Raw genomic sequence first — 24,734 nt, 5'->3', positions numbered from 1 at the left:
GCTCCTCAGCGGTGCCGGCGTGCCGGGCCGCCGCCGGGGCGCCGGCCGGGGTGGCGGCGGCGCCGCGGCCGCCCTGGACGGTCTTGCCGCCCGGGGCCCCGGCGGAGCGCTGCACGGGCGGCTGCGCGGGCGCCGGGACGGTGGCGGCCGACTGGTCCTGCGGGGACGGCCGGCGTCCCGTCTCGCCGGTGCCCCGGGCGTCCTGGGCGTCCTGCGTGCCCTCGGCGCCCTCGGCGCCGTCCGTGCCGTTGCCGGTCCGCGCGGTCTCCGGTCTGGATGCCTCGGCGGCCGGACGCGGCGCGAGGGACGGCGACAGCGCCATCCCGCCGGTGGTCCGGAACAGCTCGTCGGCACCCGGGAGACTCACTCGGCGGGGCGGCACCGGTCGAGCACCTCCCTGGCGAGCTGGCGGTAGGCGGCGGCACCGACCGAGTTGGTCGCGTACGTGGTGATCGGCTCGCCGGCGACGGTGGTCTCCGGGAAGCGCACGGTCCGCCCGATGACGGTGTGGAAGACGTGCTCGCCGAACGCCTCGACGACGCGCGCGAGCACCTCGCGGCTGTGCACGGTGCGCGAGTCGTACATGGTGGCGAGGATGCCGTCCAGGCGCAGCTCGGGGTTGAGCCGCTCGCAGACCTTCTCGATGGTCTCGGTGAGCAGCGCGACGCCGCGCAGGGCGAAGAACTCGCACTCCAGCGGGACGATGACGCTGTGAGCGGCTGTCAGCGCATTGACCGTCAGCAGGCCCAGCGAGGGCTGGCAGTCGATGATGACGTAGTCGTAGTCCGGCAGCAGCGGCTTCAGGGCGCGCGCCAGCGCGGACTCCCGGGCGACCTCGCTGACCAGCTGGACCTCGGCGGCGGAGAGGTCGATGTTGGACGGCAGCAGGTCCATGCCCGGCACGGCCGTCTTGAGCAGGACCTCATCGGCCGTCAGGCCGCGCTCCATGAGGAGGTTGTAGACCGTGACGTCGAGTTCCATCGGGTTGACGCCGAGTCCGACCGAGAGCGCGCCCTGCGGGTCGAAGTCGACGAGCAGCACCCGGCGGCCGTACTCGGCCAGCGCGGCGCCCAGGTTGATGGTCGACGTGGTCTTGCCGACGCCGCCCTTCTGGTTGCACATCGCGATGATCTGCGCGGGGCCGTGCTCGGCCACCGGCGCGGGGATCGGGAAGTAGGGCAGCGGGCGGCCGGTGGGGCCGACCCGCTCGCGGCGCTGGCGCGCGGCGTCGGGGGCCAGCGTGGCGGCGTACTCCGGGTCCGGCTCGTACTCGGCGTCCGGGTCGTCGTAGGCGCCGTAGGCGAACTCGCCGTAGGCCAGGCCGTAGGCCGCCAAGTCGGCGTCGTGATCGGTCACCGTGGTCACCTGCGCTGTGTTCTGGCGTGCTTCGAAGGTACGGAGTGCGACCGAGCCGACCTCGGCCGAGCCCACGGAGGGCTGCCGGGCCCCGGGCTCCTCACTCGGCTGGCCGGCGGTGCGTTCCGCCAGTCCTGGCTGACCACCCCCGGGAGCAAATGTCGACTCATTCACAAGTCGTCTTACCTCCTTGGGCATCCAGGACTCTATGTCGATTCGTCAGCGTGGCAGCAGCCGACGGTTTGCGACTCTAGGCCGTTCAAGGCGTTCGCAGCAACACAATCCACGGTAGTGGGCCTCATGTGTCGACTATCGGGCGGGCCGCTGTCAAGGGATGAGTGGCCTGTTGACCCTAACGTTTCTGCGCCGGGGTGCGGTGGGGTGACACGACCGACGAAAATTGACGACAGAGCGACCCGCCCGCGCCACCGGCCGTTCACGCGCACGGCGAAGCCCCCGACCCGAGGGGAGAGGGTCGGGGGCGAACGACCGCCGTGCGGTCAGGGTGTTCAGGCGAGCACGCTCTCCAGGGACACCGACTCCAGGCCGAAGGCCTCGGCGACGGCCGGGAAGGTGATCTGGCCCTCGTGCACGTTCAGGCCCTTGGCGAGCGCCGGGTCACGGCGCAGCGCCTCCTTCCACCCGCGGTTGGCCAGCTCGACGACGTACGGAAGCGTCGCGTTGGTCAGCGCGTAGGTGGAGGTGTTCGGGACGGCGCCCGGCATGTTGGCCACGCAGTAGAAGACCGAGTCGTGGACCTGGAAGGTCGGCTCGGCGTGCGTGGTGGGACGCGAGTCCTCGAAGCAGCCGCCCTGGTCGATGGCGATGTCGACGAGCACGGAGCCCGGCTTCATGCGGGAGACCAGCTCGTTGGTGACGAGCTTCGGGGCCTTGGCGCCCGGGATCAGCACGGCGCCGATGACCAGGTCGGCCTCGATGACGGCCTTCTCCAGCTCGAAGGTGTTGGAGACGATGGCCTTGATCTTCGTGCCGAAGATGCGGTCGGCCTCGCGCAGCTTGTTGATGTCGCGGTCGAGCAGGGTCACCTCGTAGCCCATGCCGATGGCGATGGTGGCCGCGTGCCAGCCGGAGACGCCACCGCCGATGACGACGGCCTTGGCCGGGTGGGTGCCGGGCACGCCACCGGGCAGCACGCCGCGGCCGCCGGCCGGGCGCATCAGGTGGTAGGAGCCGACCTGCGGGGCCAGCCGGCCCGCGACCTCGGACATCGGGGCGAGCAGCGGCAGGGCGCCGTTGCCGAGCTGCACGGTCTCGTACGCGATCGCGGTGGTGCCGGACGCGACGAGCGCGTCGGTGCCGGCGCGGTCGGCCGCCAGGTGCAGGTACGTGAAGAGGGTCTGGCCCTTGCGGAGGCGGTGGTACTCCGAGGCGATGGGCTCCTTGACCTTCAGCAGCAGGTCGGCGGTGGCCCACACCTCGTCGGCGGTGGGGAGGATGGTGGCGCCGGCGGCCACGTACTCCTCGTTGGGGATCGAGGAGCCGACACCGGCGTTGTCCTCGATGTAGACCTCGTGTCCGTTGCGGACCAGCTCATGCACGCCGGCGGGCGTGATGGCCACGCGGTACTCGTGGTTCTTGACCTCGCGGGGGATGCCGACCTTCACGGCTAAACACGTCCTCTTGCCATGGGGGTCCCTACCGGAGAAGACCGGCGGGCGCCGCGCACAGGGGGAAGCCTCCGGGGGCAGCCCGGGGCATGGATCGCTGCGCGACTGAGTCCGAGTGTAATGAAGCCCAGTCGGCGTGTCAGCCTTCCAAAGTGACTAATTTTGCCGGACACATTGGCAGGTTCGTAGGCTTCCACCGCGATCTTCCCATCAAAGATGCCCGAACCGGACATCTAAGACAATACCCCCGAATCGCCCCTCACCACCCGGTGTAGAGGCGTTCGCGCAGGTCCGCCAGGCTGGCTCCGACGGCCTCCTGACCCCGTGCGTCGCCGAGCCTGCGCAGCACCGCCAGGGCGGCGCGGTACTCGCGCTCGGCCTCCTCGAAACGGCGCTGGGCGGTGTGCGCCTCGGCCACCCGGGCGAGCAGCCGGGCCTCCGCCGCCTGCTCCCCCATCGACTGCCGCAGCCCGAGCGCCCGCCCGTACCAGTCGGCGGCGCGGACGGCGTCCCCGAGCGCCCGGTGGCACCCGGCCGCGCCCTCCAGCGCCCGCGCGCAGAGCGGCTGGTCGCCGACGCTGCGGGCGTGCTCCAGGGCGGCCCGGTAGTGCGTCCCGGCGAGCTCCCAGCGCCCGGCGGCGGCCTGCAGGTCGCCCAGGTTGAGCAGCGCGGCCGAGGCGCGCCGGGGCCGGCCGTTGCGCTCGGCGACGGTCAGTACCAGCTCGTGCAGCCGGTGCAGGTCGGCGGGCGCCGCGCCGCCGGTGAGCGGCAGCGCCCGCAGCAGCGCGGTGACCAGCCGCCCGGCCGAGCCGTCGAGGTCGCCCTGGCCGATCGCGTCGCCGACGGCGGTGAGCAGGAGGTCCCGCTCGCCGAGCAGCCACTCCCGGGCGTGCGCGGCCGAGCGCAGCCGCAGCGCGGCGGGCAGCGGGTCCGGTGCGGGGCCGGCGGCCGGGTCGAGCAGCGCCCGGGCCGACTCGGTGAGCCGGACCATCCGCTCCAGCAGCCGGGCCCGGGCGAGCTCGGTCTCGGCGGGCCGGTCCTCGTGCTCGCGCAGCCGGACGAGCCGCGGGTAGAGCCGCGCGGGCACCCGGTAGCGCGGCGTGCCGTCGGGGGCCGGCGGCTCCTCGGCGAGCAGCTCCCGCCCGGCGAGCGCGGCCAGCGTCGCGGCGGCGTCCGGCGCCGGGCAGCCGACCAGGGCGGAGGCGGTGCGGGGGTCGGCCGTCTGGGCGGGGGCCAGGGTGAGGGTGCGCAGCATCCGCGCCTGGGCGGCCGGCAGCGTGCGGTACACCAGGGTGAACGCGCCGACCAGCGGGTCGTTGTCGGGGACGGGCACCGGCTCGGCGGGCTCCGGGGCGGGCTTGACCCAGGCCGCCGGGTCCGTGGCCGGTTCGGCGGGCGGCTCCGGCGCCGCGGCGGCGCCGGTCCCGGCCCCCTTCGCGTCCTTGAGGCCGTTGGTCCCCTTGCCCGCCCTGGCTCCCTTGGCGGTCTTCGCGCCCTTCGGGGCCGCCGCCTTCTCCTCCTTCTTCCCCTCGTTCACGACACTCTTCACGACACTCTTCACGGCGCTCTGCGCGGCGCTCTTCACGGCGCCGTTCACGGCGCTCTGCGCGGCCCCCTTCGCCACGTCGTTCGGAGCGTCCTTCCCGGCGTCCTTCGCGCCGTCCCTCGCCGCCTTGTGCCGGTCCGCCGCCGGCCGGGCCGCCTCCTCGCCCAGGACGCCCGCGAGCTCGCGCGCCGCGTCCGTGACGGCCGTCTTCGGGTTGCCGCGCAGCCAACCGGCCATCAGCCGCAGCGCGGCCGGCCTGGCGGCGCAGGCCTCGGCGAGGTCGGCGCCGCCGACCGGGTCGCAGGAGAGCCGGGTGCCACCGACCAGGTCGGCGAGCAGCTCGCCGGAGGCCTGCCGGTCGAGCCCGCCGAGGATGACGGGGTCGATGTCCTCGATGCCGGTGAGCGGCCCGGCGGTGGTGGCGAGCACCAGGCAACCGGGCTCGTCGGCGAGCAGCGGCCACAGCTGCCCGGCGTCCCGGACGTCGTCGAGCAGCAGCAGGACCCGGCGGCCGGTCAGGGCCTCGCGCAGCGCGACGCAGGCCGGTTCGTCGCGCCCGTCCTCGGCCGCGCCGGGCAGCGGCACGTCCGCGGCCGGGTCGAGCTGCTCCAGCAGCAGGCGGGCGGCGCGGGCGGGCGGCACCCGGGCGCCGTCGGGCGCGGACAGGCGGGTGAAGAGCACGCCGTCGGGGTAGTCCGCGGCGACGGTGCGGGCGAAGCGCACGGCGAGCGCGGTGCGGCCCGAGCCGGGGCGCCCGGCGAGCACGAGCACCGGGCTGCGGCCGGCGGCCGGGCGGGCCGCGGCGGCCCGCAGCGCGGCCAGTTCGGCGCGCCGCCCGGCGAACACCGTGGGGCCCGCCGGCAGCCGCTCCACACCGGGCACGGACCCGGCGGGCACTCCGGGGCCGGCGTCCATCGTCACCGTCTTCCTCGCCACCCGTGCCCACTCCCGACGTCGTCCGGTGCTCAGCGCGCGCGGCCCGGGACGGACCGCCTGTCTGCGAAGCGTAGTTGCGCCGTCCGGCCCGGCCGAGGTGACATCCGGTCGTACGAACCGGCAAATCACCCCGCCGGATCAACGGGAGCGCCGGGAGCGCCCCGAGCGGGCCCCGAGAGAGCCCCGGGAGGGCCGGCTCAGGCCTCGAAGGGCCGGGCCGGCCAGGGCGCCTCCGGCGGGCGCAGCGCGTCCAGCCCGCCGGGCGTCGTCAGCGCGGCGTGCACCGCGAGCGTGCCGGTGACCAGCGTCGGGTTGTGCAGCCGCCCGGCCTGGATCAGCCGGATCAGCTCGGGCACCGGCACCCGGGCCGTCTCGATCTCCTGCTCCTCGCCCTCGGCCGCGTAGCGCTCGCCCTCGGCGTCGGACAGGTCGGTCGCGAGGAACATCCGCAGCGCCTCGTCGGTGCCGCCCGGGGAGGTGTAGTAGTCGGCGAGCACCCGCCAGGTGCCGGCCTCGACGTGCGCCTCCTCGTACAGCTCCCGCTTGGCCGCGTGCCACGGGTTCTCGCCGGGCACGTCGAGCAGGCCGGCCGGCAGCTCCCAGAGCCGCTGGCGGACGGGGTGGCGGTACTGGCGCAGGATGAGCACCCGCTCCTTGTCGTCCAGGGCGAGCACCGACACCGAGCCGGGGTGGGTCTGGTAGTCGCGGCGGGCCCAGCTGCCGTCGGGCATCCGGACCTCCTCGCTGCGCACGCCGGTGACCCGGCCCTGGAACGGCGTGCGGCCCTCGCGGACCTCCCACTCCTCGGCCGCGTCGGCGATCACCCGGTCGCTGCTGTCGTCCATCGCTCTCCCCTTTTCGTCAGTACGACACAATCTAACGCCGAACGGCGGCCCCGCGGGAATCGCGGGACCGCCGTCGGGTGAACGACCGGGGCCGAGGAGGGTGTGACTACTCGGACGCCGCGGTCTTGATCACGATGGCCGCCTTGACCAGGCCCGCGAACAGCGGGTGCGGGCGGGTCGGACGGGACTTCAGCTCCGGGTGGGCCTGGGTGGCCACCAGGTACGGGTGCACCTCGCGCGGGTACTCCACGTACTCGACCAGGTCGCCCTTGGGCGAGAGGCCGGAGAACTGCAGGCCGGTCTTCTCCAGGTCCGCGCGGTAGGCGTTGTTGACCTCGTAGCGGTGGCGGTGGCGCTCCTCGACGTACTGCTCGCCGCCGTAGACCTCACGGACGATCGAGCCCTCGGCGAGCTTGGCCGGGTAGAGGCCGAGGCGCATGGTGCCGCCCAGGTCTCCCTTGCCGTCGACGATCGCCAGCTGCTCGGCCATGGTGGAGACCACCGGGTGCTTGGCGGCGGCGTCGAACTCGGTGGAGTTGGCCTCCGGCAGGCCGGCCAGGTTGCGGGCCGCCTCGATGACCACGCACTGCAGGCCCAGGCACAGGCCCAGCAGCGGGACCTTGTTCTCGCGGGCGAAGGTGATGGCGCCGACCTTGCCGTTGACGCCGCGGTCGCCGAAGCCGCCGGGGATGCAGATCGCGTCCACGTCGCCGAGCTGCTCGCGGGCGCCCTCGGGCGTCTCGCAGTCGTCGGACGTGACCCACTTGATCTCGACCCGGGCGTTGTTGGCGAAGCCGCCGGCGCGCAGCGCCTCGGTCACCGACAGGTAGGCGTCCGGCAGGTCGATGTACTTGCCGACCAGGGCGACCTTGACGATGTGCTGCGGCTCGTGGACGCGGCGCAGCAGGTCGTCCCAGGTGGTCCAGTCCACGTCGCGGAACGGCAGGTCGAGCCGGCGCACCACGTAGGCGTCCAGGCCCTCGCCGTGCAGGACCTTGGGGATGTCGTAGATCGACTTGGCGTCGATGGCCGCGACCACGGCCTCCTCGTCCACGTCGCACATCAGCGAGATCTTGCGCTTGATGGCCTGCGGGACCTCGCGGTCGGCGCGCAGCACGATCGCGTCGGGCTGGATGCCGATGTTGCGCAGCGCGGCGACGGAGTGCTGGGTGGGCTTGGTCTTGAGCTCGCCCGAGGGGCCGATGTAGGGCAGCAGGGAGACGTGCACGAAGAACACGTTGTCCCGGCCGACCTCGTGGCGGACCTGGCGGACGGCCTCCAGGAACGGCAGCGACTCGATGTCGCCGACGGTGCCGCCGACCTCGGTGATCACGACGTCGACGTCCTCGGTCGCCATGCGGCGGATCCGGGACTTGATCTCGTTGGTGATGTGCGGGATGACCTGGACCGTGTCGCCCAGGTACTCGCCGCGCCGCTCCTTGGCGATCACGGTGGAGTAGACCTGGCCGGTGGTCACGTTGGCCGAGCCGTGCAGGTTGGTGTCCAGGAACCGCTCGTAGTGGCCGATGTCCAGGTCGGTCTCGGCGCCGTCGTCCGTGACGAAGACCTCACCGTGCTGGAACGGGTTCATGGTGCCCGGGTCCACGTTGAGGTACGGGTCGAGCTTCTGCATCGTGACGCGCAGTCCGCGGGCCTTGAGCAGGGCGCCGAGGCTGGAGGCGGTGAGCCCCTTGCCGAGCGAAGAGGCGACACCCCCGGTGACGAAGAGGTGCTTGGTCGTCACGGCGCGGCCGTTCGCTGCCTTGCCGGAATGGGGCTGTGCCAAGAGGGGGCTCCCGTGGGTCGCGTGTCGAAAGTGACGTGGGTGGGGGCTCACCGGCTCGCCGGGCGACGAGGGGGTGCGGTGTGAGGCACGGCACCCGAAGGGTCGTCGGTTCGGCTGGTCCGGGGCGTTTGATCCCACCGGTCCACGGGATACCAGGGTATCAGTGACCCGACCCGGACGCCTTCCCGGCCGCTCGCACCGCCGACACGGCGCACGCGGGGCGCACCACCGGCGCACCGTACGGCGCATCCGTCACACCGGTCGCACCACCGCCGGACCGGGCCACGACGGCACTCCCCGACCGGGCCATGCCACCCCCTCCTGGCGGACCACGCGGAACTGATCCGTCCGGACCATCCTTCACGCCGCCTCCGCGATGCACGGCATTTCCCCCGAATTGTGGCGCCACACGGGGCTGCGTCCGCGTGCTTCGCCCCTTTCGTCCGTCGTAAGCTGCACGGACGCATCGCCGACAGCACGAGCACGCGGAGGGCGTGGGAGGGTCAGGACGCTCCCGGTCCCCGATGCGCGACCGGACCTCTCCGTAATCCAGCTCCTCCCCCACCCACCCCGGGGGCTCCACCGAGCCCCGCGCGGACACTCCGGCAAGGCCCGCCACCACCCACCGGCGGTCCGGACGTCCCGGGGTGGGCCTCCGGCCCCGCAGACCGCTCGCTCCCCTCGGATCGCCGATGCGTCGTGACCACATTGCGAACTGGAGATCCACGTGGCCGGCCGTATCGAGGACTACGCACTCATCGGGGACATGCAGACCGCCGCCCTGGTCAGCAGGGACGGGGCGGTCGACTGGCTGTGCCTGCCCCGCTTCGACTCGCCGGCCGTGTTCGCCGGCCTGCTGGGCACCGATGAACACGGCTTCTGGCGGATCGGCCCGGCCGAAGCCGTCGCGAGCGAGGTCCCCGCCCCCACGGCCGCCCCGGCCCCGGTCACCGGCCGGGTCCGCTTCGCCGACACGGCCGACCTGCGGGTCCCCCCGCCGACCGCCGCCGCTCCCGCCGTGCCCGCCGACCGCCGCCGCTACCGGGGCGACTCGCTGATCCTGGAGCAGGAGTGGGACTCCCAGGGCGGCACCGTCCGGGTGATCGACTTCATGCCGCCGCGCCCGCTGGCCGGCAAGGACGCCGTCCCCCAGGTGATCCGGATCGTCGAGGGCGTGGCCGGCACCGTCCGGATGCGCTCGGCGGTGCGGATGCGCTTCTCCTACGGCCGCATCGTGCCCTGGGTGCACCGGGTCGAGCAGGCCGACGGCGGCCACCGCACCGTCGCCGTCGCCGGGCCCGACTCGGTCTGGCTGGACGGCGAGGCCGACACCTACGGCCGCAACCTCACGACCTACGCCGACTTCACCGTCACCGCCGGCGAGCGGATCGCCTTCGCCCTCACCTGGCAGGCCTCCCACCTGGACGCCCCGAAGGCCCCGGACGCCGAGGCGATGCTCGACGCCACCGCCGACTTCTGGCACGAGTGGGCCGAGCAGTGCACCTACCAGGGCCCCTACCGCGAGGCCGTGATCCGCTCGCTGATCACCCTCAAGGGCCTCACCTACGCCCCCACCGGCGGCATCGTCGCCGCCCCCACCACCTCCCTGCCCGAGGACATCGGCGGCGAGCGCAACTGGGACTACCGCTACACCTGGCTGCGCGACGCCGCGATCACCCTCTCCTCGCTCCTGCGCACCGGCTACCGCGACGAGGCCCGCGCCTGGCGCGAGTGGCTGCTGCGCGCGGTCGCCGGCGACCCGGAGAACCTGCAGATCATGTACGGCATCGCGGGCGAGCGCGAGCTCACCGAGTCCTCGCTGGACTGGCTGCCCGGCTACGAGAACTCCCAGCCCGTGCGGATCGGCAACGGCGCCGCGGGCCAGCTCCAGCTCGACGTCTACGGCGAGGTCGTCGAGGCCCTGCACCTGGCCCACATGACCGGCCTGGTCCGCAACGACCACGCCCACCACCTCCAGCTGCGCCTGATCGGGTACCTGGAGGACCACTGGCAGAACCCGGACGAGGGCATCTGGGAGGTCCGCGGCCCGCGCCGGCACTTCGTCCACTCCAAGGTGATGGCCTGGGTCGCCGTCGACCGCACCATCAAGCTGCTGGAGCAGACCCCCGAGGACGCCCCCGGCGACGACCAGCTGGAGCGCTGGCGCGAGCTGCGCGACACCATCCACCGGGACGTCTGCGAGAAGGGCTACGACCCCGAGCGCAACACCTTCACGCAGTACTACGGCGGCCGGGAACTGGACGCCTCGCTGCTGCTCATCCCCCAGGTCGGCTTCCTCCCGCCGGACGACAAGCGCGTCATCGGCACCATCGAGGCCATCCAGCGCGAACTGTCCACCGAGGACGGCTTCGTGCTGCGCTACCCCACCCACGACGAGAGCGGCAGCAACGTCGACGGCCTCTCCGGCCACGAGGGGGCCTTCCTCGCCTGCTCGTTCTGGCTGGCCGACGACCTCGCCATGATCGGCCGGGTCCAGGAGGCCCGCGAGCTGTTCGACAAGCTGCTCGGGCTGCGCAACGACCTCGGCCTGCTCGCCGAGGAGTGGGACCCGCGCGAGAAGCGCCAGGTCGGCAACTTCCCGCAGGCCTTCAGCCACGTCCCGCTGATCGACACCGCGCTGCGCCTGACCGCCTGCGGCGGCGCCTACCTGTCGGCCCAGCCCGACGGCCACGCCGGCGAGCGGGTGGAGCAGGCGACCGTCTGACCCCCTAGGCGCGCTGGACCAGCTCGTCGTAGGTGCTCAGCACCTGGGCGACGGTGGCGGCCTCGTCCGGCCAGGTCTCGGCCTGCTGGCGGCCGGCCGCCACCAGCCGCTCCCGGCGCCGCGGGTCGGCCAGCAGCTCGCGCACGGCCCGGCCGACCGCGGCCGGGTCACCGGCGGGCACCAGCATGGCCGCGTCGCCGACCAGTTCGGGGATCCCGCCGACGGCGGTGGCGACCACCGGCACGCCGGCCCGCATCGCCTCCTGGACGACCAGCGAGCGGGCCTCCCAGCGGCTGGAGACGACCACGACGTCGGCGGCCGACAGCAGGTCGGGCACGTCGGTGCGGTAGCCGAGCAGCCGCACCGGCAGCTTCTCCGCGGCGACCCGCTCGCGCAGCGCGGCCGCCTCCGGGCCGTCCCCGGCGAGCAGCAGCAGCGGCTGCGGGTCCAGCGCGGACAGTTCGCGGGTGGCGTCCAGCAGGAGCCCGAAGGCCTTCTGCGGGACGAGCCGGCCGACCGCCAGCACCAGCGGCCGGTCCGGGCCCCCGCCGAGCAGCGCGGCCCGCGCCGAGGCCCGGTCGAGCCGTCCCTCGGGCATCGGCGGGGCGGCCACCGGGCCGAGCCGGGCGTCGGTGGCGCCCAGCTCGCGGGCCCGGGCGACGAGGTCGGAGGAGGCCCCGAGGACGAGGTCGGCGGCGCGCGCCACCCGGCGCTCCATGAGCCGCTGGAGGCGGCGCTCCATGCCGGTGGCCAGCAGCGCGTGGTGCGAGGTGACCACCAGCGGCGTCTCCGGGCGCAGGCCCGGGAAGCGGCCGGCGGTGCGCAGCGCGAGGTCGGAGAGCAGCCCGGCGCGCAGGCCGTGGGCGTGCACCACGTCGGCGCCGGTGAAGGCACGGCGCAGCTCGCCGATGGCGGTGGCGTCGCTGCGGGCGCCAGCGGTGGGGGTGATGTCGACGGTGTGGAACCGGGCGCCGGTGCGGGAGAAGCCGAACAGCGCGTCCGTGCCGGCCGGGGCACAGACCGTGACGCCGACCCCGTGCGCGACCAGGCCCTGGGCGAGGGAGCGGACATGGGCACCGATCCCGCCGGTGCTGGCGGCCAGGACGAGCACCACGTGCAGCTGGCCCGGCTCGGGGGCGGCCGGGGTGACCCGGGCGGCGGAATGGTCCACGTCGTCTCGCATCCGACTCGATCAGGTTCGCGCGCCCCGCTGCGGGGGTTGCCCGCCGGCGGCGCTCGGGACTGGAAAGCCAGTGTCCAGCCGCCACCATGCCAGGTCGGCGGCCCTCTTGGACAGTCGGCGCCACCGGGGGCGCGTCGTCGTGCCGCGAGGGCCGCCGGACCCGGCGAAGGGGCCGGCTAGCGCCGGCGCGGGGCCCGGGCGGCGGCCAGCAACTCCTCGGCGTGGGCGCGGCCCAGCTCGGAGTCCTCCAGGCCGGCCAGCATCCGGGAGAGCTCCCGCACCCGCTCCTCGTCGTTGAGCACCTTGACGCCGCTGCGCGTCACGGTGCCGTCGTTGGTCTTCTCCACGACGAGGTGCCGGTCCGCGAACGCGGCGACCTGCGGGAGGTGGGTGACGACCACGACCTGGGCGGACTCGGCCAGCTTGGCGAGCCGGCGGCCGATCTCGACCGCGGCCTTGCCGCCGACGCCCGCGTCCACCTCGTCGAACAGGTAAGTGGGGACGGGGTCGGCGCCGGCGAAGACCACCTCGACGGCGAGCATCACCCGGGACAGCTCACCGCCGGAGGCGCCCTTGGCGATCGGGCGGGGCTGGGCGCCGGGGTGCGGGGCGAGCAGCACCTCGACCTCGTCCACGCCGTGCGGGCCGTAGGCGACGGTGCGGCCGTCGACCTCGATCCCGGCGAGGTCGTCGACCAGGGAGATCGCGAAGGCCACCCGGGCGTGCGGCATGGCCAGTTCGGCGAGTTCGGCGGAGACGGCCTCGGCGAAGCGCCCGGCGGCGGCGTGCCGGGCGGCCGACACCTCGGCCGCGAGTTCGGCCAGCTCGGCGCGCAGCTCGGTCTCCCGGGCGCCGAGCTCGTCGATCCGGTCGTCGTCGCCGTCGAGTTCGGCGAGCCGGGCGGACCCGGCCTCGGCCCAGGCGAGCACCTCGGCGAGGGTGTTCTCCGCACCGCCGTACTTGCGCAGCAGCTGGGCCAGCGCGGCCCGGCGCTCCTCGACGGCGGCCAGGCGCACCGGGTCGGCGTCCAGGTCGTCCGCGTAGCCGGCCAGGTCGCCGGCCACGTCGGCGAGCAGGTAGCCGACCTCGTTGAGGCGGTCGGCCAGGGCGGCCAGCCGCTCGTCGTGGTGGCGGACGGCGTCCAGGGCGCGGCGGGACTGCGCGAGCAGGGTGCCGGCGTCCAGCGCCTCCGGGTCGGCCGGGTCACCGGCCAGGGCGGCGTGGGCGAGGGTCGCGGCGGAGGACAGCGCGTCGGCGTGGCCGAGGCGCTCGGCCTCGGCCGACAACTCGACGTCCTCGCCGGCCACCGGCTCGGCGGCGGCGATCTCGTCCAGCCCGAAGCGCAGCAGGTCGGCCTCCTGGGCGCGCTCGCGGGCCCGGGTGGTCAGCTCCTCCAGGGTCGCCGAGACCTCGCGCAGCGCCCGGTAGGTCTCCCGGTAGCGCGCCAGCGGCTCGGCGACCGTCTCGCCCGCGTACCGGTCGAGGGCGCCGCGCTGGCGGGCCGGGCGCAGCAGCCGCTGCTGGTCGGTCTGGCCGTGCACCGCGATCAGGTCCTCGCCGAGTTCGGCGAGCAGCCCGACCGGCACGGACCGGCCGCCGACGTGCGCCCGCGAGCGCCCCTCGGCGGAGACGGTGCGGCTGATCAGCAGGGCGCCGTCGTCCAGTTCGGCCCCGGCCTCGATCGCGCGGGCCGCCGCCGGGGAGCCGGCGGGCAGTTCGAGCCGGCCCTCGACGACGGCGCGTCCGGTGCCGTTGCGCACCAGCCCCGGGTCGGCCCGGCCGCCCAGCAGCAGGCCGAGGCTGGTCACCACCATGGTCTTGCCCGCGCCGGTCTCACCGGTCACGGCGGTGAAGCCGGGCGCCAGTTCGACCACCGCGTCGTCGATGACGCCAAGATCCCGTATCCGCATCTCGTCCAACACGGAGACGACCTTACGAGGTTCCACCCCCGGCGCGCGACGAGCGGCAACGGCGCGCGGCAACTCCGTGCCCGGAAGTTCATCCCTTCCGGGAGGTTTGCCCCGGGCCGGGCGCGGTGCACCAGGGCAGGAAGAACTGCACCAGCGGGCCGATGGCCAGCGCGTACACGACGGTGCCGACCCCGGCGGTGCCGCCGAGGAGGATCCCGGCGGCGAGCACGGTCAGTTCGATGCCGGTGCGGATGAGCCGCAGCGAGCGGCCGGTGCGCCGGTGCAGGCCGGTCATCAGGCCGTCGCGCGGGCCCGGGCCGAGGCGGGCGCCGATGTAGAGGCCGCTGGCCAGGCCGTTGAGCAGGACCGCGGCGGTCATCAGGGCGATCCGGGCGGGCAGCGCGCCGACCTCGCCGACGACGGTGAGGGTGAGGTCCATGGCGGCGCCGATCACCAGCACGTTGGCGACGGTGCCGAGGCCCGGCCGCTGGCGCAGCGGGATCCACAGCAGGAGGACGAGGGCGCCGCAGATCGTCACCCAGGCGCCGACGGTCAGGCCGAGGGCGCGCTGGAGGCCCTGGTGCAGGACGTCCCAGGGGTCGAGGCCGAGGCCGGAGCGGAGCATCAGCGCCATGCTCGCGCCGTACAGCGCGAGGCCGCCGAGGAGCTGCGGGAGGCGGCGGCCGAGCGCGTGGGTGTCGCCGAGCACGCGGACGGCGAGCGGGGCCCGCCCGGACGGGACGGCGGTCGGGGTCGCGGTGGTGACCAATGGTGCTCCTGCGGTGGTGCCGCACCCCGGGGGGACGGCCCCGGTGGTGGCGGCCTCGACGGCCGCCCTGTCATGATGAGCGGGCCAAACGGGCCCACTCCAGGGCCAATCCCGAGCAAGTGGACTGATCACCCATGGCCGACTGGCACACCACCGTCACTCCCCCGGCGCTCGCCCGGCTCCTCTCCACCGCGCGGCTGCCCGCCCCGGCCACCGCCCGCCGGCCCGCCTACCGCACCCTGGCCGGCCAGATCCGGCTGCTGGTCACCGAGGGCCGTCTGCCGGTCGGCGCCCGCCTGCCCGCCGAACGCGAACTCGCCACCGCCCTGGAGCTCAGCCGCACCACCGTCGCCACCGCCTACGAGGCGCTGCGCACCGACGGCTACCTGCGCAGCCGCCGCGGTTCCGGCAGCTGGACCACCCTGCCCGAGGGCGCCCCGCCGCCCAGCGACGCCCTGCACCCCGTCCCGCCGGACGAGCAGAACCGCACCCTGGACCTCGGCGTCGCCGCCCTGCCCGCCCCGCAGCCCTTCCTCGGCGAGGCCGCCGCCCGCGCCGTCGAGCAGCTGCCCCGCTACGCCGCCGGGCACGGCCACTACCCCACCGGCGTCCCGGTGCTCCGCGAGGCCGTCGCCCGCCGCTTCACCGAGCGCGGCCTGCCGACCACCCCCGACCAGATCCTGATCACCACCGGCGCGATGGGCGGCCTCCACCTGCTCCAGCGGGTGCTGATCGGCCGCGGCGACCGCGTCGCCGTCGAGGCGCCCACCTACGCCCACACCCTCCAGGCCCTGCGGCTCGCCGAGGCGCGGCTGGTGCCCGTCCCGTACGCGTGGCCGGACGGGCCGCTGCGCGGGCCGCGCTGGGACCTCGCCGAGTGGCGCCGGGTGCTGCACGGCGCCGCGCCCCGGCTCGCCTACGTCCTGCCGGACTTCCACAACCCGACCGGCGCGCTGATCCCCGAGGACCAGCGCCGCGAGCTGCTCGCCGCCGCCCGCACGGCCGGCACGGTCGTCCTGGTCGACGAGACCACCACCGAACTCGGCTGGGGCGTGCCGCCCGACGCGCCGCTGCCGCGCCCGATGGCCGCGCTGGACCGCACCGCCCAGGTGGTCACCGTCGGGTCGGCGGGCAAACTGCTCTGGGGCGGCCTGCGGATCGGCTGGGTGCGGGCCGCGCCCGCGCTGGTGCGCCGGCTGGCCTCCGAGCGGGTCTACAGCGACGTCGGCACCCCGGTGCTGGACCAGCTGATCGCCGCCGACCTGATGGGCGAGACCCTCCCCGCCGTCCGCGCCCACCAGCTCGACCGGCTGCGGGCCACCGCCGACGCGTTCGGCGCCGCGCTGCCGCGCCACCTGCCCGGCTGGAGCTACGCGCCGCCGCCCGGCGGCCTCTCGCTCTGGGTCTCCACCGACGGCCTGTCCGGCGCCGCGCTCGCGCTCGCCGGGGAGCGCGGCGGGGTGCGGATCGCCTCCGGCAACCGGTTCGGTGCGGACGGCGCGTTCGAGCACCACGTCCGGATCCCGCTCACCGTGCCGGCGCCCGCCGTGCCCGCCGCCGTCGAACGGCTCGCCGCCGTCGCCGCGCAGGCGGGCAGCGGCGGCCGGTTCGGCACGGCGGACGACAGCCAGCCGCTGGCCGTGTGACGCCGCCCCGGTTCTCCGGATCCCCGGATCCCCGGATCAGCAGGGCGTGTTCGAGCGCCCGCGCCAACCCGTCACCGGCAGCGCGAACTTGGCCACCAGCCGGTCGGTGAACGGCGCCCGGTGCAGCCGTGCCAGCCGCACCGGCGTCTGCCCCCGGCGCACCTCCACCCGCGCGCCGGCGGGCAGTTCGACCGAGCGCCGCCCGTCGCACCACAGCACGCCGTGCGGGGTCTTCGGCTGCACCTCGACCGCCAGCACCGAGTCCGGCGAGGTCACCAGCGGGCGCGCGAACAGCGCGTGCGCCGAGATCGGCACCATCAGCAGCGCCTCCACCTCCGGCCACACCACCGGCCCGCCGCCCGAGAAGGCGTACGCCGTCGAACCCGTCGGCGTCGCGCAGACCACCCCGTCGCAGCCGAAGTTGGAGACCGGACGGCCGTCCACCTCGGTCACCACCTCCAGCATCCGCTCCCGGGACGCCTTCTCGATCGAGGCCTCGTTCAACGCCCAGTCCTGGTGCACCACGTCGCCGTTGGTGCGGACGATGACGTCGATCGTCATCCGCTCCTCGACCTCGTAGTCGGCCTTCACCACGCGCTCGACCACGACCGCGAGGTCGTCCCGCTCGGCCTCCGCGAGGAAGCCGACCCGGCCCAGGTTGATCCCGAGCATCGGCAGCCCGTGCTCGCGCGCCAGCTCCGCCCCGCGCAGCAGCGTGCCGTCGCCGCCCGCGACCAGGATCAGCTCGCAGCCGTCCGCCGCACCCGGCCCGCCGGCGACCTTCTCGACCCCGTCCGGCAGGTCCAGGCCCACCGCCTCGGCCGCCAGCAGCCTGATCCGGACGCCCGCCTTCAGCAGCCCGTGCACCAGGCCCTCGACGCTGCGCAGCGCCGCCTCCCGGCCGGTGTGCGCGATCAGGAAGACCGTACGTTCTTCATCGCTCATGCCGCTGCCCTCTCCCTCACGCCTGCCGGGTCGCCCTCGGCCCGGTGCGGTCGCGTCACCCAGCAATCACACAGCATGACGGACCCGACGTCCCCCGAGCACCCTATCGGGGGCCCTCCGCGACGGCCCGGTCCGCCTCCGCCGGGTCCAGTCGCGGGGCGTCCCGGCGCATCCACAGGAAGTACTCGACGTTCCCGGACGGCCCCGGCAGCGGGCTCGCGGTGACCGCGCGCACGCCCAGCCCCAGCTCCCACGCCTGCGCCGCGACCTGGCGCACCATCTCGGCGCGCAGCTGCGGGCTGCGCACCACGCCGCCGCTGCCCAGGCGTTCCTTGCCGATCTCGAACTGCGGCTTGACCATCAGCACGAGGTCCGCGTCCGCGGCCGCGCACCCGGCCAGGGCCGGCAGCACCAGGCCCAGCGAGATGAACGACAGGTCGCCGACCACCAGGTCGACCGGGGTGCCGCCGATCATCTCCAGCGTCAGCTCGCGGACGTTGGTGCGGTCCATCACCGTCACCCGCTCGTCGCTCTGCAGCGACCACGCGAGCTGCCCGTAGCCGACGTCCACCGCCAGCACGCCGGCCGCGCCGGCCCGCAGGAGCACGTCGGTGAACCCGCCGGTGGACGCGCCCGCGTCCAGCGCCCGGCGGCCCTCGACCACCAGGCCCTGCGGCACGAACGCCGCGAACGCCCCGGCCAGCTTGTGGCCGCCGCGCGACACGTAGTCGGGGTCGTTGTCGTCCTTGGCCACGACGACCGCCGCCGAGGTCTCCACCTGGGTGGCCGGCTTGGTCGCGGTGGTACCGCCGACGGTCACCCGGCCCGCCGCGATCAGCTCGGACGCGTGCTCGCGCGACCGGGCCAGCTTGCGGCGGACCAGCTCCGCGTCGAGACGGCGTCGTGCCACTGCCACTGGTGTTTCAGCTCCTACGGGTCGTGCGGGTCGGTGGTGCGGGTCGTACGGGTGGTGCGGGTGGTGCCGGTCAGTCCCCGTCGAGCGCGGCCAGCGCGTCGGCGAAGCACCGGTGAACATCTTCGTACACCGCGACGTGCGCCTCGGCGGGCACCCCGTCCAACGCCTCCAGCCGGGCCAGCCCGGCGTCCACGGCGGGGTGGCCGGTCGGGGCCAGGTCGACGCCGAGCGGCTCGGGGGCGGCGCCGGGGACGGGCGCCGGGGCGGGGGCGTCAGGCATCGGGCTTCTTCGTGCTGGTGGCCTTGCGGACGGTGGTCTTCTTCGTCGCGGTGCGCTTGGCGGGCGCGTCGGCGGCGGCCGTCTTCTTGGCTGCGGTGTTCTTGGCAGCGGTGTTCTTCGCGGTGGCGGTCTTCTTCACGGCCGTCTTCTTCACCGCCGTGGTCTTGGCCATCGTGGTCTTGGCCGCCGAGGCCTGCGCGGCCGTCTTCTTCGCGGCCGTCTTCTTCCCGGCGGGCTTGGCGGCCGGCTTCGTGGCGGGCTCGGACGCGGACTCCTCGGCGGGAGCCTTCCGCACCGGCGGCTTCCTGGCCGCCGAATGCGCCGGCGCCACCGGCGGATCGACCTCCACCGGCTCGTCCACCTCCACCCGCTCCGCCGCTATCGGCTCGCCCACCGCACGGGCCGGCGGCTCGTGCCGCTGCTCCCAGCCGCGGCCGAACAGGCCGTCCGCACGCGGCGCCGGCACGGGCTCCTCGTCCTGTGCCTCCGCCGCGGGCCGCGCCGCCGGGACGGCGTCCTCCTCGACCTCGCGCAGCTTGCTCTCCAGGTACGCCAGCACCACGCCGACCTTGGTCACCTGGTCGCCGACCCTCTCGAAGGCCTTCTCCACCTCGCCGCGCGCCACCCCGACGGCCAGGTCCACCCCGGCCCGCCCGGCGGTGACCGCCTCCTCCGCGAGGGTCTGCAGCTGCTTGGCCGACGGCGGGAACTGCCCGCCCAGCCGGCGCTCGACCTCGGCGACGTCGACCCCGGTCCGTTCCAGGATCGTGGCCGCCGTCCCGACGACCCGCTTGCCGACCTCCTCCACCACCACGGCCGCGGCCTCCACCACTCCCCGCACCGTCCTCGGCAGCATCCGGGTGCCTCCTTAGCGCCTGCGCGCATCGCTCCGTCGCCGTCGGCCCCCGGCCGGTACCGGGCGCCCCACTGACGACGCTACCGCCAAAACCCGCCTGCGGTACCGTGGCCCCGCGCCGGCCGCCGCCGTCGGCCACCGGAACCCGGGACGCCCAGGGAGGGACCCACCGCCATGGCCAACGCCGAGGAGTGCCGCGAGGCACTGGAACAGCTCAGCCGGAACATGGCGAAGTCCACCGGCGACGTCCGCAAGGCCGCCGCCCTCGACCGCTCCCTCTCCTGCCGGATCACCGACCTCGACCTGACCTTCACCGGCCGCCTGCGCGACGGCCGGATCCAGGACGTCGTCCCGGTGCCTGGCACCCCCGCCGAGAAGGCGGAGATCCGGCTCACCATGGCCAGCGACGACCTGGTCGCCCTGGTCGGCGGCGGGCTCAACTTCGCCTCCGCGTGGGCGAGCGGCCGGATCAGGCTGGAGGCGGGCTTCCGCGACCTCCTGCGGCTGCGCACCCTGCTCTGACCGGGCCGCCGCCCGAAGACCCCGTCCGACGACCTCGAAGACGCCTGGAAGGTCAGAAGCCCAGCTCGGCGAGCGCCTTCCGCCCGTCGGCCGGCTCGCCGTCCGCGTCCAGCGCCGCCCAGGAGGCCGCGCACAGCGCCCGCAGGCCGTCCCAGCGGTCCGCCCCGGCGCCGTCCAGCCGCAGCACGCCCTCCTCGGCGCGCGCGATCCAGCCCCGGCAGGCGAAGCCGCCCTCGGCCGCCTCCACCGCCGGGTGCGGCTCCAGCAGGCCGCGCAGGTCGGCCGCGAGGTACGTCGGACGGTGCTCGACCGGGGCCGTGAGCAGCTGTGCCGCCGTCGTCACCCCGGTGAAGACCAGCAGGCTGTCCACCCCGCCGTTGAACGCGCCCTCGATGTCGGTGTCCAGCCGGTCACCCACGACCAGCGGCCGCTCGGCCCCCGTCCGCAGCACCGTCTCGCGGTGCATCGGCGGCAGCGGCTTGCCCGCGACCTCGGGCTCCACCCCGGTCGCCGCGCGCACCGCCGCCACCAGCGTCCCGTTGCCGGGCGCGATGCCCCGGGCCGTCGGCACCGTCAGGTCGGTGTTGGACGCCACCCACGGCAGCCCGCGCTGAACCGCGTACGAGGCCTCCGCCAGCTGCGCCCAGCCGACCGACGGGTCGTAGCCCTGGACCACCGCGAGCGGCTCCTCGTCGAGCGTCCGGACCGCCACCAGACCGCGCTCGGCCAGCGCCTCCTCCAGCCCGAGACCGCCCACGACCAGCACCTTCGACCCGGCCGGCACCTTCTCGGCGACCAGTCGGGCGGCGGCCTGCGCCGAGTTGATCACGTCGGCGGGCTCGGCCGGCACGCCCAGCTCGGTCAGGTGCCCGGCCACCACCCGGGGCGGCCGGGAGGCGTTGTTCGTCACGTACGCGAGGCGCATCCCGGCCGCGCGCGCGGCGTCCAGCGCGTCCACGGCGTGCTCGATCGCGTGCGGTCCGGCGTACACCACGCCGTCGAGGTCCAGCAGGGCCGTGTCGTACGCCTCGGTGAGCGGGCGCTCGCTGCTCCCGGGGGCGGTCCGTCGCACGGGGGTGGCCGTCTCGGTCATGCCTGCTCTACCTCATTCACTGCGTCGTCGTTCTGCGTCGTCGTTCACTGCGTCCGGTGCGTCGTTCACCGCGGTGACGGGCCCGCCGGTCACGCGTCGTCGTCGACGCCGGCCGCGCTCCCGTCGGCGGCGCCGCCGGACCCGCCCGCCGGGGGCTCCAGGTACCCGGGCGCCCCGGGCAGCAGCGGGCCGAACGCCCCGGCGCGGGCCGCCAGGGTGGCCCGGGTCTGCCGCAGCGCCGCCCGGTAGTGCTCGGCCTCCGGCCGCATCGCCACGGCCAGCGCCAGGTGCTCGGCGGACGTCTCGAAGTCGCCCAGCCGGGCCGCCGCGACGCCCCACCCGAACTGAGCGTAGTCGTCGGAGGGATCCGCCAGCGCAACGGCCTGGAAGTTCTCCAGCGCCGCCGCGTACGAACCCGCGTCGAACTGCGCCCGCGCCAGCGACTCCCGGATGCTCCGCGAGTGCGGCTCGGCCGCCGCCGCCCGGGCCAGCAGCTGCTCGGCCGCCGCCGGGTGCCCCTGGGCCAGCAGCTTCCCGCCCCGGCGGAACCACTCGTACACGTCCCCGGCGGGCTCGCCCGGCCGCTGCGCCGGGACGCCGCCCGCCCCGGCGGCGCCGCCACCGGTGGCGCCGTCCCCACCACCAGGCTGGACCGGAGCGCCGTCATCCACCTGGTTCCACCCGTCGTTCATGCCGTACCTCGCCCTCGTTCGCCCCTCGGTCGCCCACCCGTCCCACTGACCGGCACAGGTGTTCCGATCTCTCAACAACGCGTACCCGGTTACGATGCCCAGAATGAGCACCTCCAGTGCAGAAGACGGAGCCGAGACTCCGCAGGGCGGCCCCGGCGATCCCGGGCACGTCGCCACCGCAGGTCTGTCCCTGTCCCCGTTCCGGGGCCTGCGCTACGTCCCCGACCGGGTCGGCACGCTGGCCGCGGTCACCTCACCCCCGTACGACGTCGTCGACCCCGGCCGCCGGCTCGACCTGGAGACCGCCGACCCGCACAACGTGGTCCGGCTGATCCTGCCGCGCCCCGAGCCCGAGGACAGCGGCGACCGCCCCGACCGCGACACCCGCTACCGGCACGCCGCCCGGCTGCTGAGCGACTGGCAGCGCGAGGGCGTCCTCGCCGCCGACCCCGAGCCCGCGCTCTACGTCTACGAGCAGCGCGTGCCCGCCACCGCCGACTCCCCCGAGCTGCTGCAGCGCGGCCTGATCGGCGCCCTCGCGGTCAGCGGCCGCGAGGGCGGCGTGGTCCTCCCGCACGAGGACGTGATGCCGCGGCCCGTCGCCGACCGGGTCGGCCTCATGCGCACCACCCGCGCCAACCTCGAACCGCTCCTGCTCACCTACCGGGGCAAGGGCGGCGCGGCCGACGTCATCGAGCGCACCGTCCGCGACGAACCGCTGCTCACCACCGCCACCAGCGACGGCACCCACCACCGCCTCTGGGCCGTCACCGCACCCGACGACATCGCCGAGATCGGCCGCGACCTCGCCCGCTGCCGGGCCCTGATCGCCGACGGCCACCACCGCTGGGAGATGTACCTGCGCCTCCAGCGCGAGCACCGCCACCTGCCCCGCAGCCCGTGGGACCGCGGCATGGTGCTCCTCGTGGACACCGCCCGCTACCCGCTGCGCGTCCGGGCCATCCACCGGGTGCTCTACCGGCTGCCGGTCGCCGAGGCCCTGGAGCGGCTGGGCGACCGGTGGCAGGTCAAGGAGATCCCGGGCCCGCTCGCCTCCGCCCTCCAGGCGCTCGCCGAGCAGAAGCGACACGGCGGCAACGGCTTCGTCCTGACCGGCGGCGACGGCGTCTTCTGGCTCGTCGGCGAGCCCGAGGAGGCCCTCCTCGACGCGACCGTGCCGCGCGACCGCCCCGAGGAGTGGCGCCACCTCGACGCGACCGTCCTGCACGCCACCCTGCTCGACCACACCTGGCACGTCCCCGACGGCCCCGACGACATCGGCTACCTGCACACCGCCGTCGCCGCCGAACGGGAGGCGGCCCGCACCGGCGGCACCGCCGTCCTGCTGCACCCGGTGCGCGAGAGCGTCGTGCGGCGGCTCGCCGAACAGGGCGTCACGATGCCGCGCAAGTCCACGTCCTTCGGGCCGAAGCCGGCCACCGGACTGGTGCTGCGCAACCTCGAACTGGGCTGACGCGCCCGGGCCCTGACGCAGTGAGGCCCTGCCGCGCCCCGGAATCTCCCGGGGTGCGGCAGGGCCTCACTCGTCGGTCGCGCGTCAGCTCTTGGCGTCGGCCTCGGCCGCGTCTGCCTCGGTCTTCTCCTCGGCCTCGGCGTCCTTCGAACGCTCGGGCACCACGCCGTCGAACTCCTCGTCGATCTCGAGGTCGTCCTCGTCGTAGTACTCCTCGACGTCCTCCTCGTCCTCGTAGATCACGCGGTCGTCGGACACGTCGCCGCCGCGCTTCTTCGCCGGGGCCTCGGCCTCCTCGGCCTCGTCCTCCAGCTCGGGGTCGAGCGCGTCCACGAACTCGACGCCGTCGATCTCGGCCAGCCGCTCGGCGGCGTTGGTCGAACCGTCGGTGTCGGCCTCGACGGCCTTCACGAACCACTCACGGGCCTCGTCCGCCCGACCGGCCGCGATCAGGGCCTCGGCGTAGGCGTACCGCAGGCGCGCGGTCCACGGGTGCACGGCGCTGGAGGCCAGCTCCGGGCTCTGCAGCGTCACCACGGCGGCGTCGAACTGCTCCATGTCGGAGCGCGCACCGGCCGCGACCAGGCGCATCTCGACCTGGCCGGCCTTGTCCAGCTGCTTCACCTCGGGCTCGCCGGCCATCGCGAGCGCCCGCTCCGGACGGCCCAGACCGCGCTCGCAGTCGGCCATGACCGGCCACAGGTCCACGCGACCGGTCATCCGGCGGGCGGCGCGGAACTCGGTCAGCGCCTCGGAGTAACGCTGGGTCATGTACGAGGCGAAGCCGGCCGCCTCGCGGACGGCCGCGACGCGCGAGGCCAGCCGGAGCGCGACGCGCGAGTACTGGTACGCCTCCTCCGGCTCGCTGTCGAGCAGGCGGGCGACCATCACCAGGTTGCGGGCGACGTCGTCGGCGAGCGTCTTGGGCAGGCTCTTGAGCTCCTGGCGCACGTCCGCGTCGATCTCGAAACCGGTGACGTCCTCCGGGATCGGCAGACGCTTGACGGGCTCGTAGTTGCCACGGCGGTCGTCGTAGTCGCGGCCGCCACGGTCGTCGCGGCGGTCGTCACGACGGCCCTCGAAGCGGCCGCCACGGTCGTCGCGGCGGTAACCGCCGCCACCCTGGCGGTCGTCACGGCGGAAGCCGCCGCCGGCCGGACGGTCATCGCGGCGGAAGCCGCCGCGGTCGTCACGGTCGCGGTTGAAGCCACCACCGGAGGGGCGGTCGCCCCGGTCGTCACGGCGGAAGCCGCCACCGGCCGGACGGTCATCGCGACGGAAACCGCCGCCCTGACGGTCGTCACGGTCACGGTTGAAGCCACCCGACGGGCGGTCGTCACGGCGGAAGCCGCCACCGGAGGGACGGTCGCCTCGGTCGTCACGACGGAAGCCGCCTCGGTCGTCACGGTCACGGTTGAAACCGCCACCCGACGGCCGGTCGTCACGACGCGGACGCTCGTCACGGTCGTCACGACGGAAACCACCCGACGGACGGTCGTCACGACGGAAACCGCCACCGGCCGGACGGTCATCGCGGCGGAAGCCACCGCGGTCATCGCGGTCACGGTTGAAACCGCCACCGGAGGGACGGTCGCCCCGGTCGTCACGACGGAAACAGCCACCGTC

General features: G+C 74.9%; 19 protein-coding genes and 2 pseudogenes. 4 read left to right on the top strand and 17 right to left on the bottom strand.

The window, feature by feature from the left end:
* The 6 genes and pseudogenes from ACFXDE_RS40075 to ACFXDE_RS40050 all read right to left on the bottom strand — a co-directional run.
* A pseudogene (locus ACFXDE_RS40075) lies at positions 1-367 on the bottom strand (hypothetical protein); the annotation flags it as partial.
* Entirely contained in the window at positions 364-1,431 is a 1,068-nt protein-coding gene (locus ACFXDE_RS40070; RefSeq protein WP_030245868.1) for a ParA family protein, read from the bottom strand. The pseudogene ACFXDE_RS40075 and the gene ACFXDE_RS40070, both read right to left, overlap by 4 nt.
* Positions 1,432-1,865: 434 nt before the next feature.
* Positions 1,866-2,981, bottom strand: a complete 1,116-nt coding sequence (gene ald / locus ACFXDE_RS40065) for an alanine dehydrogenase (RefSeq protein WP_380446357.1) — start codon at positions 2,979-2,981, stop codon at positions 1,866-1,868.
* Between the two features lie 262 nt (positions 2,982-3,243).
* A complete protein-coding gene (locus ACFXDE_RS40060; RefSeq protein WP_380499204.1) occupies positions 3,244-5,466 on the bottom strand; it encodes a tetratricopeptide repeat protein in 2,223 nt (740 codons plus the stop codon).
* 197 nt (positions 5,467-5,663) lie between these two features.
* Positions 5,664-6,311 carry an NUDIX domain-containing protein gene (locus tag ACFXDE_RS40055; RefSeq protein ID WP_380446355.1) on the bottom strand — a complete coding sequence of 216 codons (648 nt, stop codon included), beginning with the start codon at positions 6,309-6,311 and terminating at the stop codon, positions 5,664-5,666.
* A gap of 106 nt (positions 6,312-6,417) precedes the next feature.
* On the bottom strand, positions 6,418-8,097 hold the full coding sequence (locus ACFXDE_RS40050) for a CTP synthase (RefSeq protein WP_380446354.1): 1,680 nt from the start codon (positions 8,095-8,097) through the stop codon (positions 6,418-6,420).
* A gap of 727 nt (positions 8,098-8,824) precedes the next feature.
* Here ACFXDE_RS40050 and ACFXDE_RS40045 point away from each other — a divergent pair.
* Positions 8,825-10,822, top strand: coding sequence for a glycoside hydrolase family 15 protein (locus tag ACFXDE_RS40045; protein WP_380499202.1), 1,998 nt, complete (start codon positions 8,825-8,827; stop codon positions 10,820-10,822).
* 4 nt (positions 10,823-10,826) lie between these two features.
* Here the strand turns inward: ACFXDE_RS40045 and ACFXDE_RS40040 are convergent, their stop codons facing one another.
* The 3 genes from ACFXDE_RS40040 to ACFXDE_RS40030 form a co-directional block, all read right to left on the bottom strand.
* Positions 10,827-12,005 (bottom strand): glycosyltransferase family 4 protein, encoded by a 1,179-nt coding sequence (locus ACFXDE_RS40040; protein ID WP_380499201.1) that lies wholly within the window; start codon positions 12,003-12,005, stop codon positions 10,827-10,829.
* Between the two features lie 176 nt (positions 12,006-12,181).
* Entirely contained in the window at positions 12,182-13,915 is a 1,734-nt protein-coding gene (recN, locus tag ACFXDE_RS40035; RefSeq protein ID WP_380499206.1) for a DNA repair protein RecN, read from the bottom strand.
* 88 nt (positions 13,916-14,003) lie between these two features.
* On the bottom strand, positions 14,004-14,684 hold the full coding sequence (locus ACFXDE_RS40030; RefSeq protein ID WP_380499200.1) for a YitT family protein: 681 nt from the start codon (positions 14,682-14,684) through the stop codon (positions 14,004-14,006).
* 134 nt (positions 14,685-14,818) lie between these two features.
* Here ACFXDE_RS40030 and ACFXDE_RS40025 point away from each other — a divergent pair, with 134 nt between their 5' ends.
* The gene (locus ACFXDE_RS40025; protein ID WP_380499199.1) at positions 14,819-16,330 is read left to right on the top strand and encodes a PLP-dependent aminotransferase family protein; all 1,512 of its coding nucleotides are present in this window, start codon (positions 14,819-14,821) and stop codon (positions 16,328-16,330) included.
* Positions 16,331-16,366: 36 nt separating this feature from the next.
* Here the strand turns inward: ACFXDE_RS40025 and ACFXDE_RS40020 are convergent, their stop codons facing one another.
* From ACFXDE_RS40020 to ACFXDE_RS40005, 4 genes are all read right to left on the bottom strand, one after another.
* Positions 16,367-17,275: an NAD kinase gene (locus ACFXDE_RS40020; protein WP_359965441.1), complete on the bottom strand. Its 909-nt coding sequence runs from the start codon at positions 17,273-17,275 to the stop codon at positions 16,367-16,369.
* Positions 17,276-17,378: 103 nt separating this feature from the next.
* Positions 17,379-18,185 (bottom strand): TlyA family RNA methyltransferase, encoded by an 807-nt coding sequence (locus tag ACFXDE_RS40015; RefSeq protein ID WP_380446362.1) that lies wholly within the window; start codon positions 18,183-18,185, stop codon positions 17,379-17,381.
* 76 nt (positions 18,186-18,261) lie between these two features.
* Positions 18,262-18,471, bottom strand: coding sequence for a hypothetical protein (locus ACFXDE_RS40010; RefSeq protein WP_380446350.1), 210 nt, complete (start codon positions 18,469-18,471; stop codon positions 18,262-18,264).
* Positions 18,464-19,327 (bottom strand): hypothetical protein, encoded by an 864-nt coding sequence (locus tag ACFXDE_RS40005; protein ID WP_380499198.1) that lies wholly within the window; start codon positions 19,325-19,327, stop codon positions 18,464-18,466. The genes ACFXDE_RS40010 and ACFXDE_RS40005 overlap by 8 nt, the downstream gene beginning before the upstream one ends.
* Before the next feature lie 174 nt (positions 19,328-19,501).
* Between ACFXDE_RS40005 and ACFXDE_RS40000 the strand changes: the two genes are divergently transcribed.
* The gene (locus ACFXDE_RS40000) at positions 19,502-19,849 is read left to right on the top strand and encodes an SCP2 sterol-binding domain-containing protein (protein WP_380499197.1); all 348 of its coding nucleotides are present in this window, start codon (positions 19,502-19,504) and stop codon (positions 19,847-19,849) included.
* Between the two features lie 52 nt (positions 19,850-19,901).
* Here ACFXDE_RS40000 and ACFXDE_RS39995 read toward each other — a convergent pair whose 3' ends face one another.
* Together ACFXDE_RS39995 and ACFXDE_RS39990 are read right to left on the bottom strand one after the other, a co-directional pair.
* The gene (locus tag ACFXDE_RS39995; RefSeq protein ID WP_380446347.1) at positions 19,902-20,942 is read right to left on the bottom strand and encodes an HAD-IIA family hydrolase; all 1,041 of its coding nucleotides are present in this window, start codon (positions 20,940-20,942) and stop codon (positions 19,902-19,904) included.
* A gap of 89 nt (positions 20,943-21,031) precedes the next feature.
* Entirely contained in the window at positions 21,032-21,634 is a 603-nt protein-coding gene (locus ACFXDE_RS39990; RefSeq protein WP_380446346.1) for a tetratricopeptide repeat protein, read from the bottom strand.
* Positions 21,635-21,737: 103 nt separating this feature from the next.
* Between ACFXDE_RS39990 and ACFXDE_RS39985 the strand changes: the two genes are divergently transcribed.
* Positions 21,738-23,108: a DUF1015 family protein gene (locus tag ACFXDE_RS39985; protein WP_380499196.1), complete on the top strand. Its 1,371-nt coding sequence runs from the start codon at positions 21,738-21,740 to the stop codon at positions 23,106-23,108.
* A gap of 84 nt (positions 23,109-23,192) precedes the next feature.
* Here the strand turns inward: ACFXDE_RS39985 and ACFXDE_RS39980 are convergent, their stop codons facing one another.
* Together ACFXDE_RS39980 and ACFXDE_RS39975 are read right to left on the bottom strand one after the other, a co-directional pair.
* Positions 23,193-24,104 carry a tetratricopeptide repeat protein gene (locus tag ACFXDE_RS39980; protein ID WP_380499205.1) on the bottom strand — a complete coding sequence of 304 codons (912 nt, stop codon included), beginning with the start codon at positions 24,102-24,104 and terminating at the stop codon, positions 23,193-23,195.
* Positions 23,996-24,734: pseudogene (locus ACFXDE_RS39975) on the bottom strand (hypothetical protein); the annotation flags it as partial. The pseudogene ACFXDE_RS39975 and the gene ACFXDE_RS39980, both read right to left, overlap by 109 nt.

It is taken from the genome of Kitasatospora sp. NPDC059408 (assembly GCF_042751525.1).
In the GTDB taxonomy this organism is placed as follows: domain Bacteria; phylum Actinomycetota; class Actinomycetes; order Streptomycetales; family Streptomycetaceae; genus Kitasatospora.
This window is presented reverse-complemented; position numbering and strand designations above follow the sequence as displayed.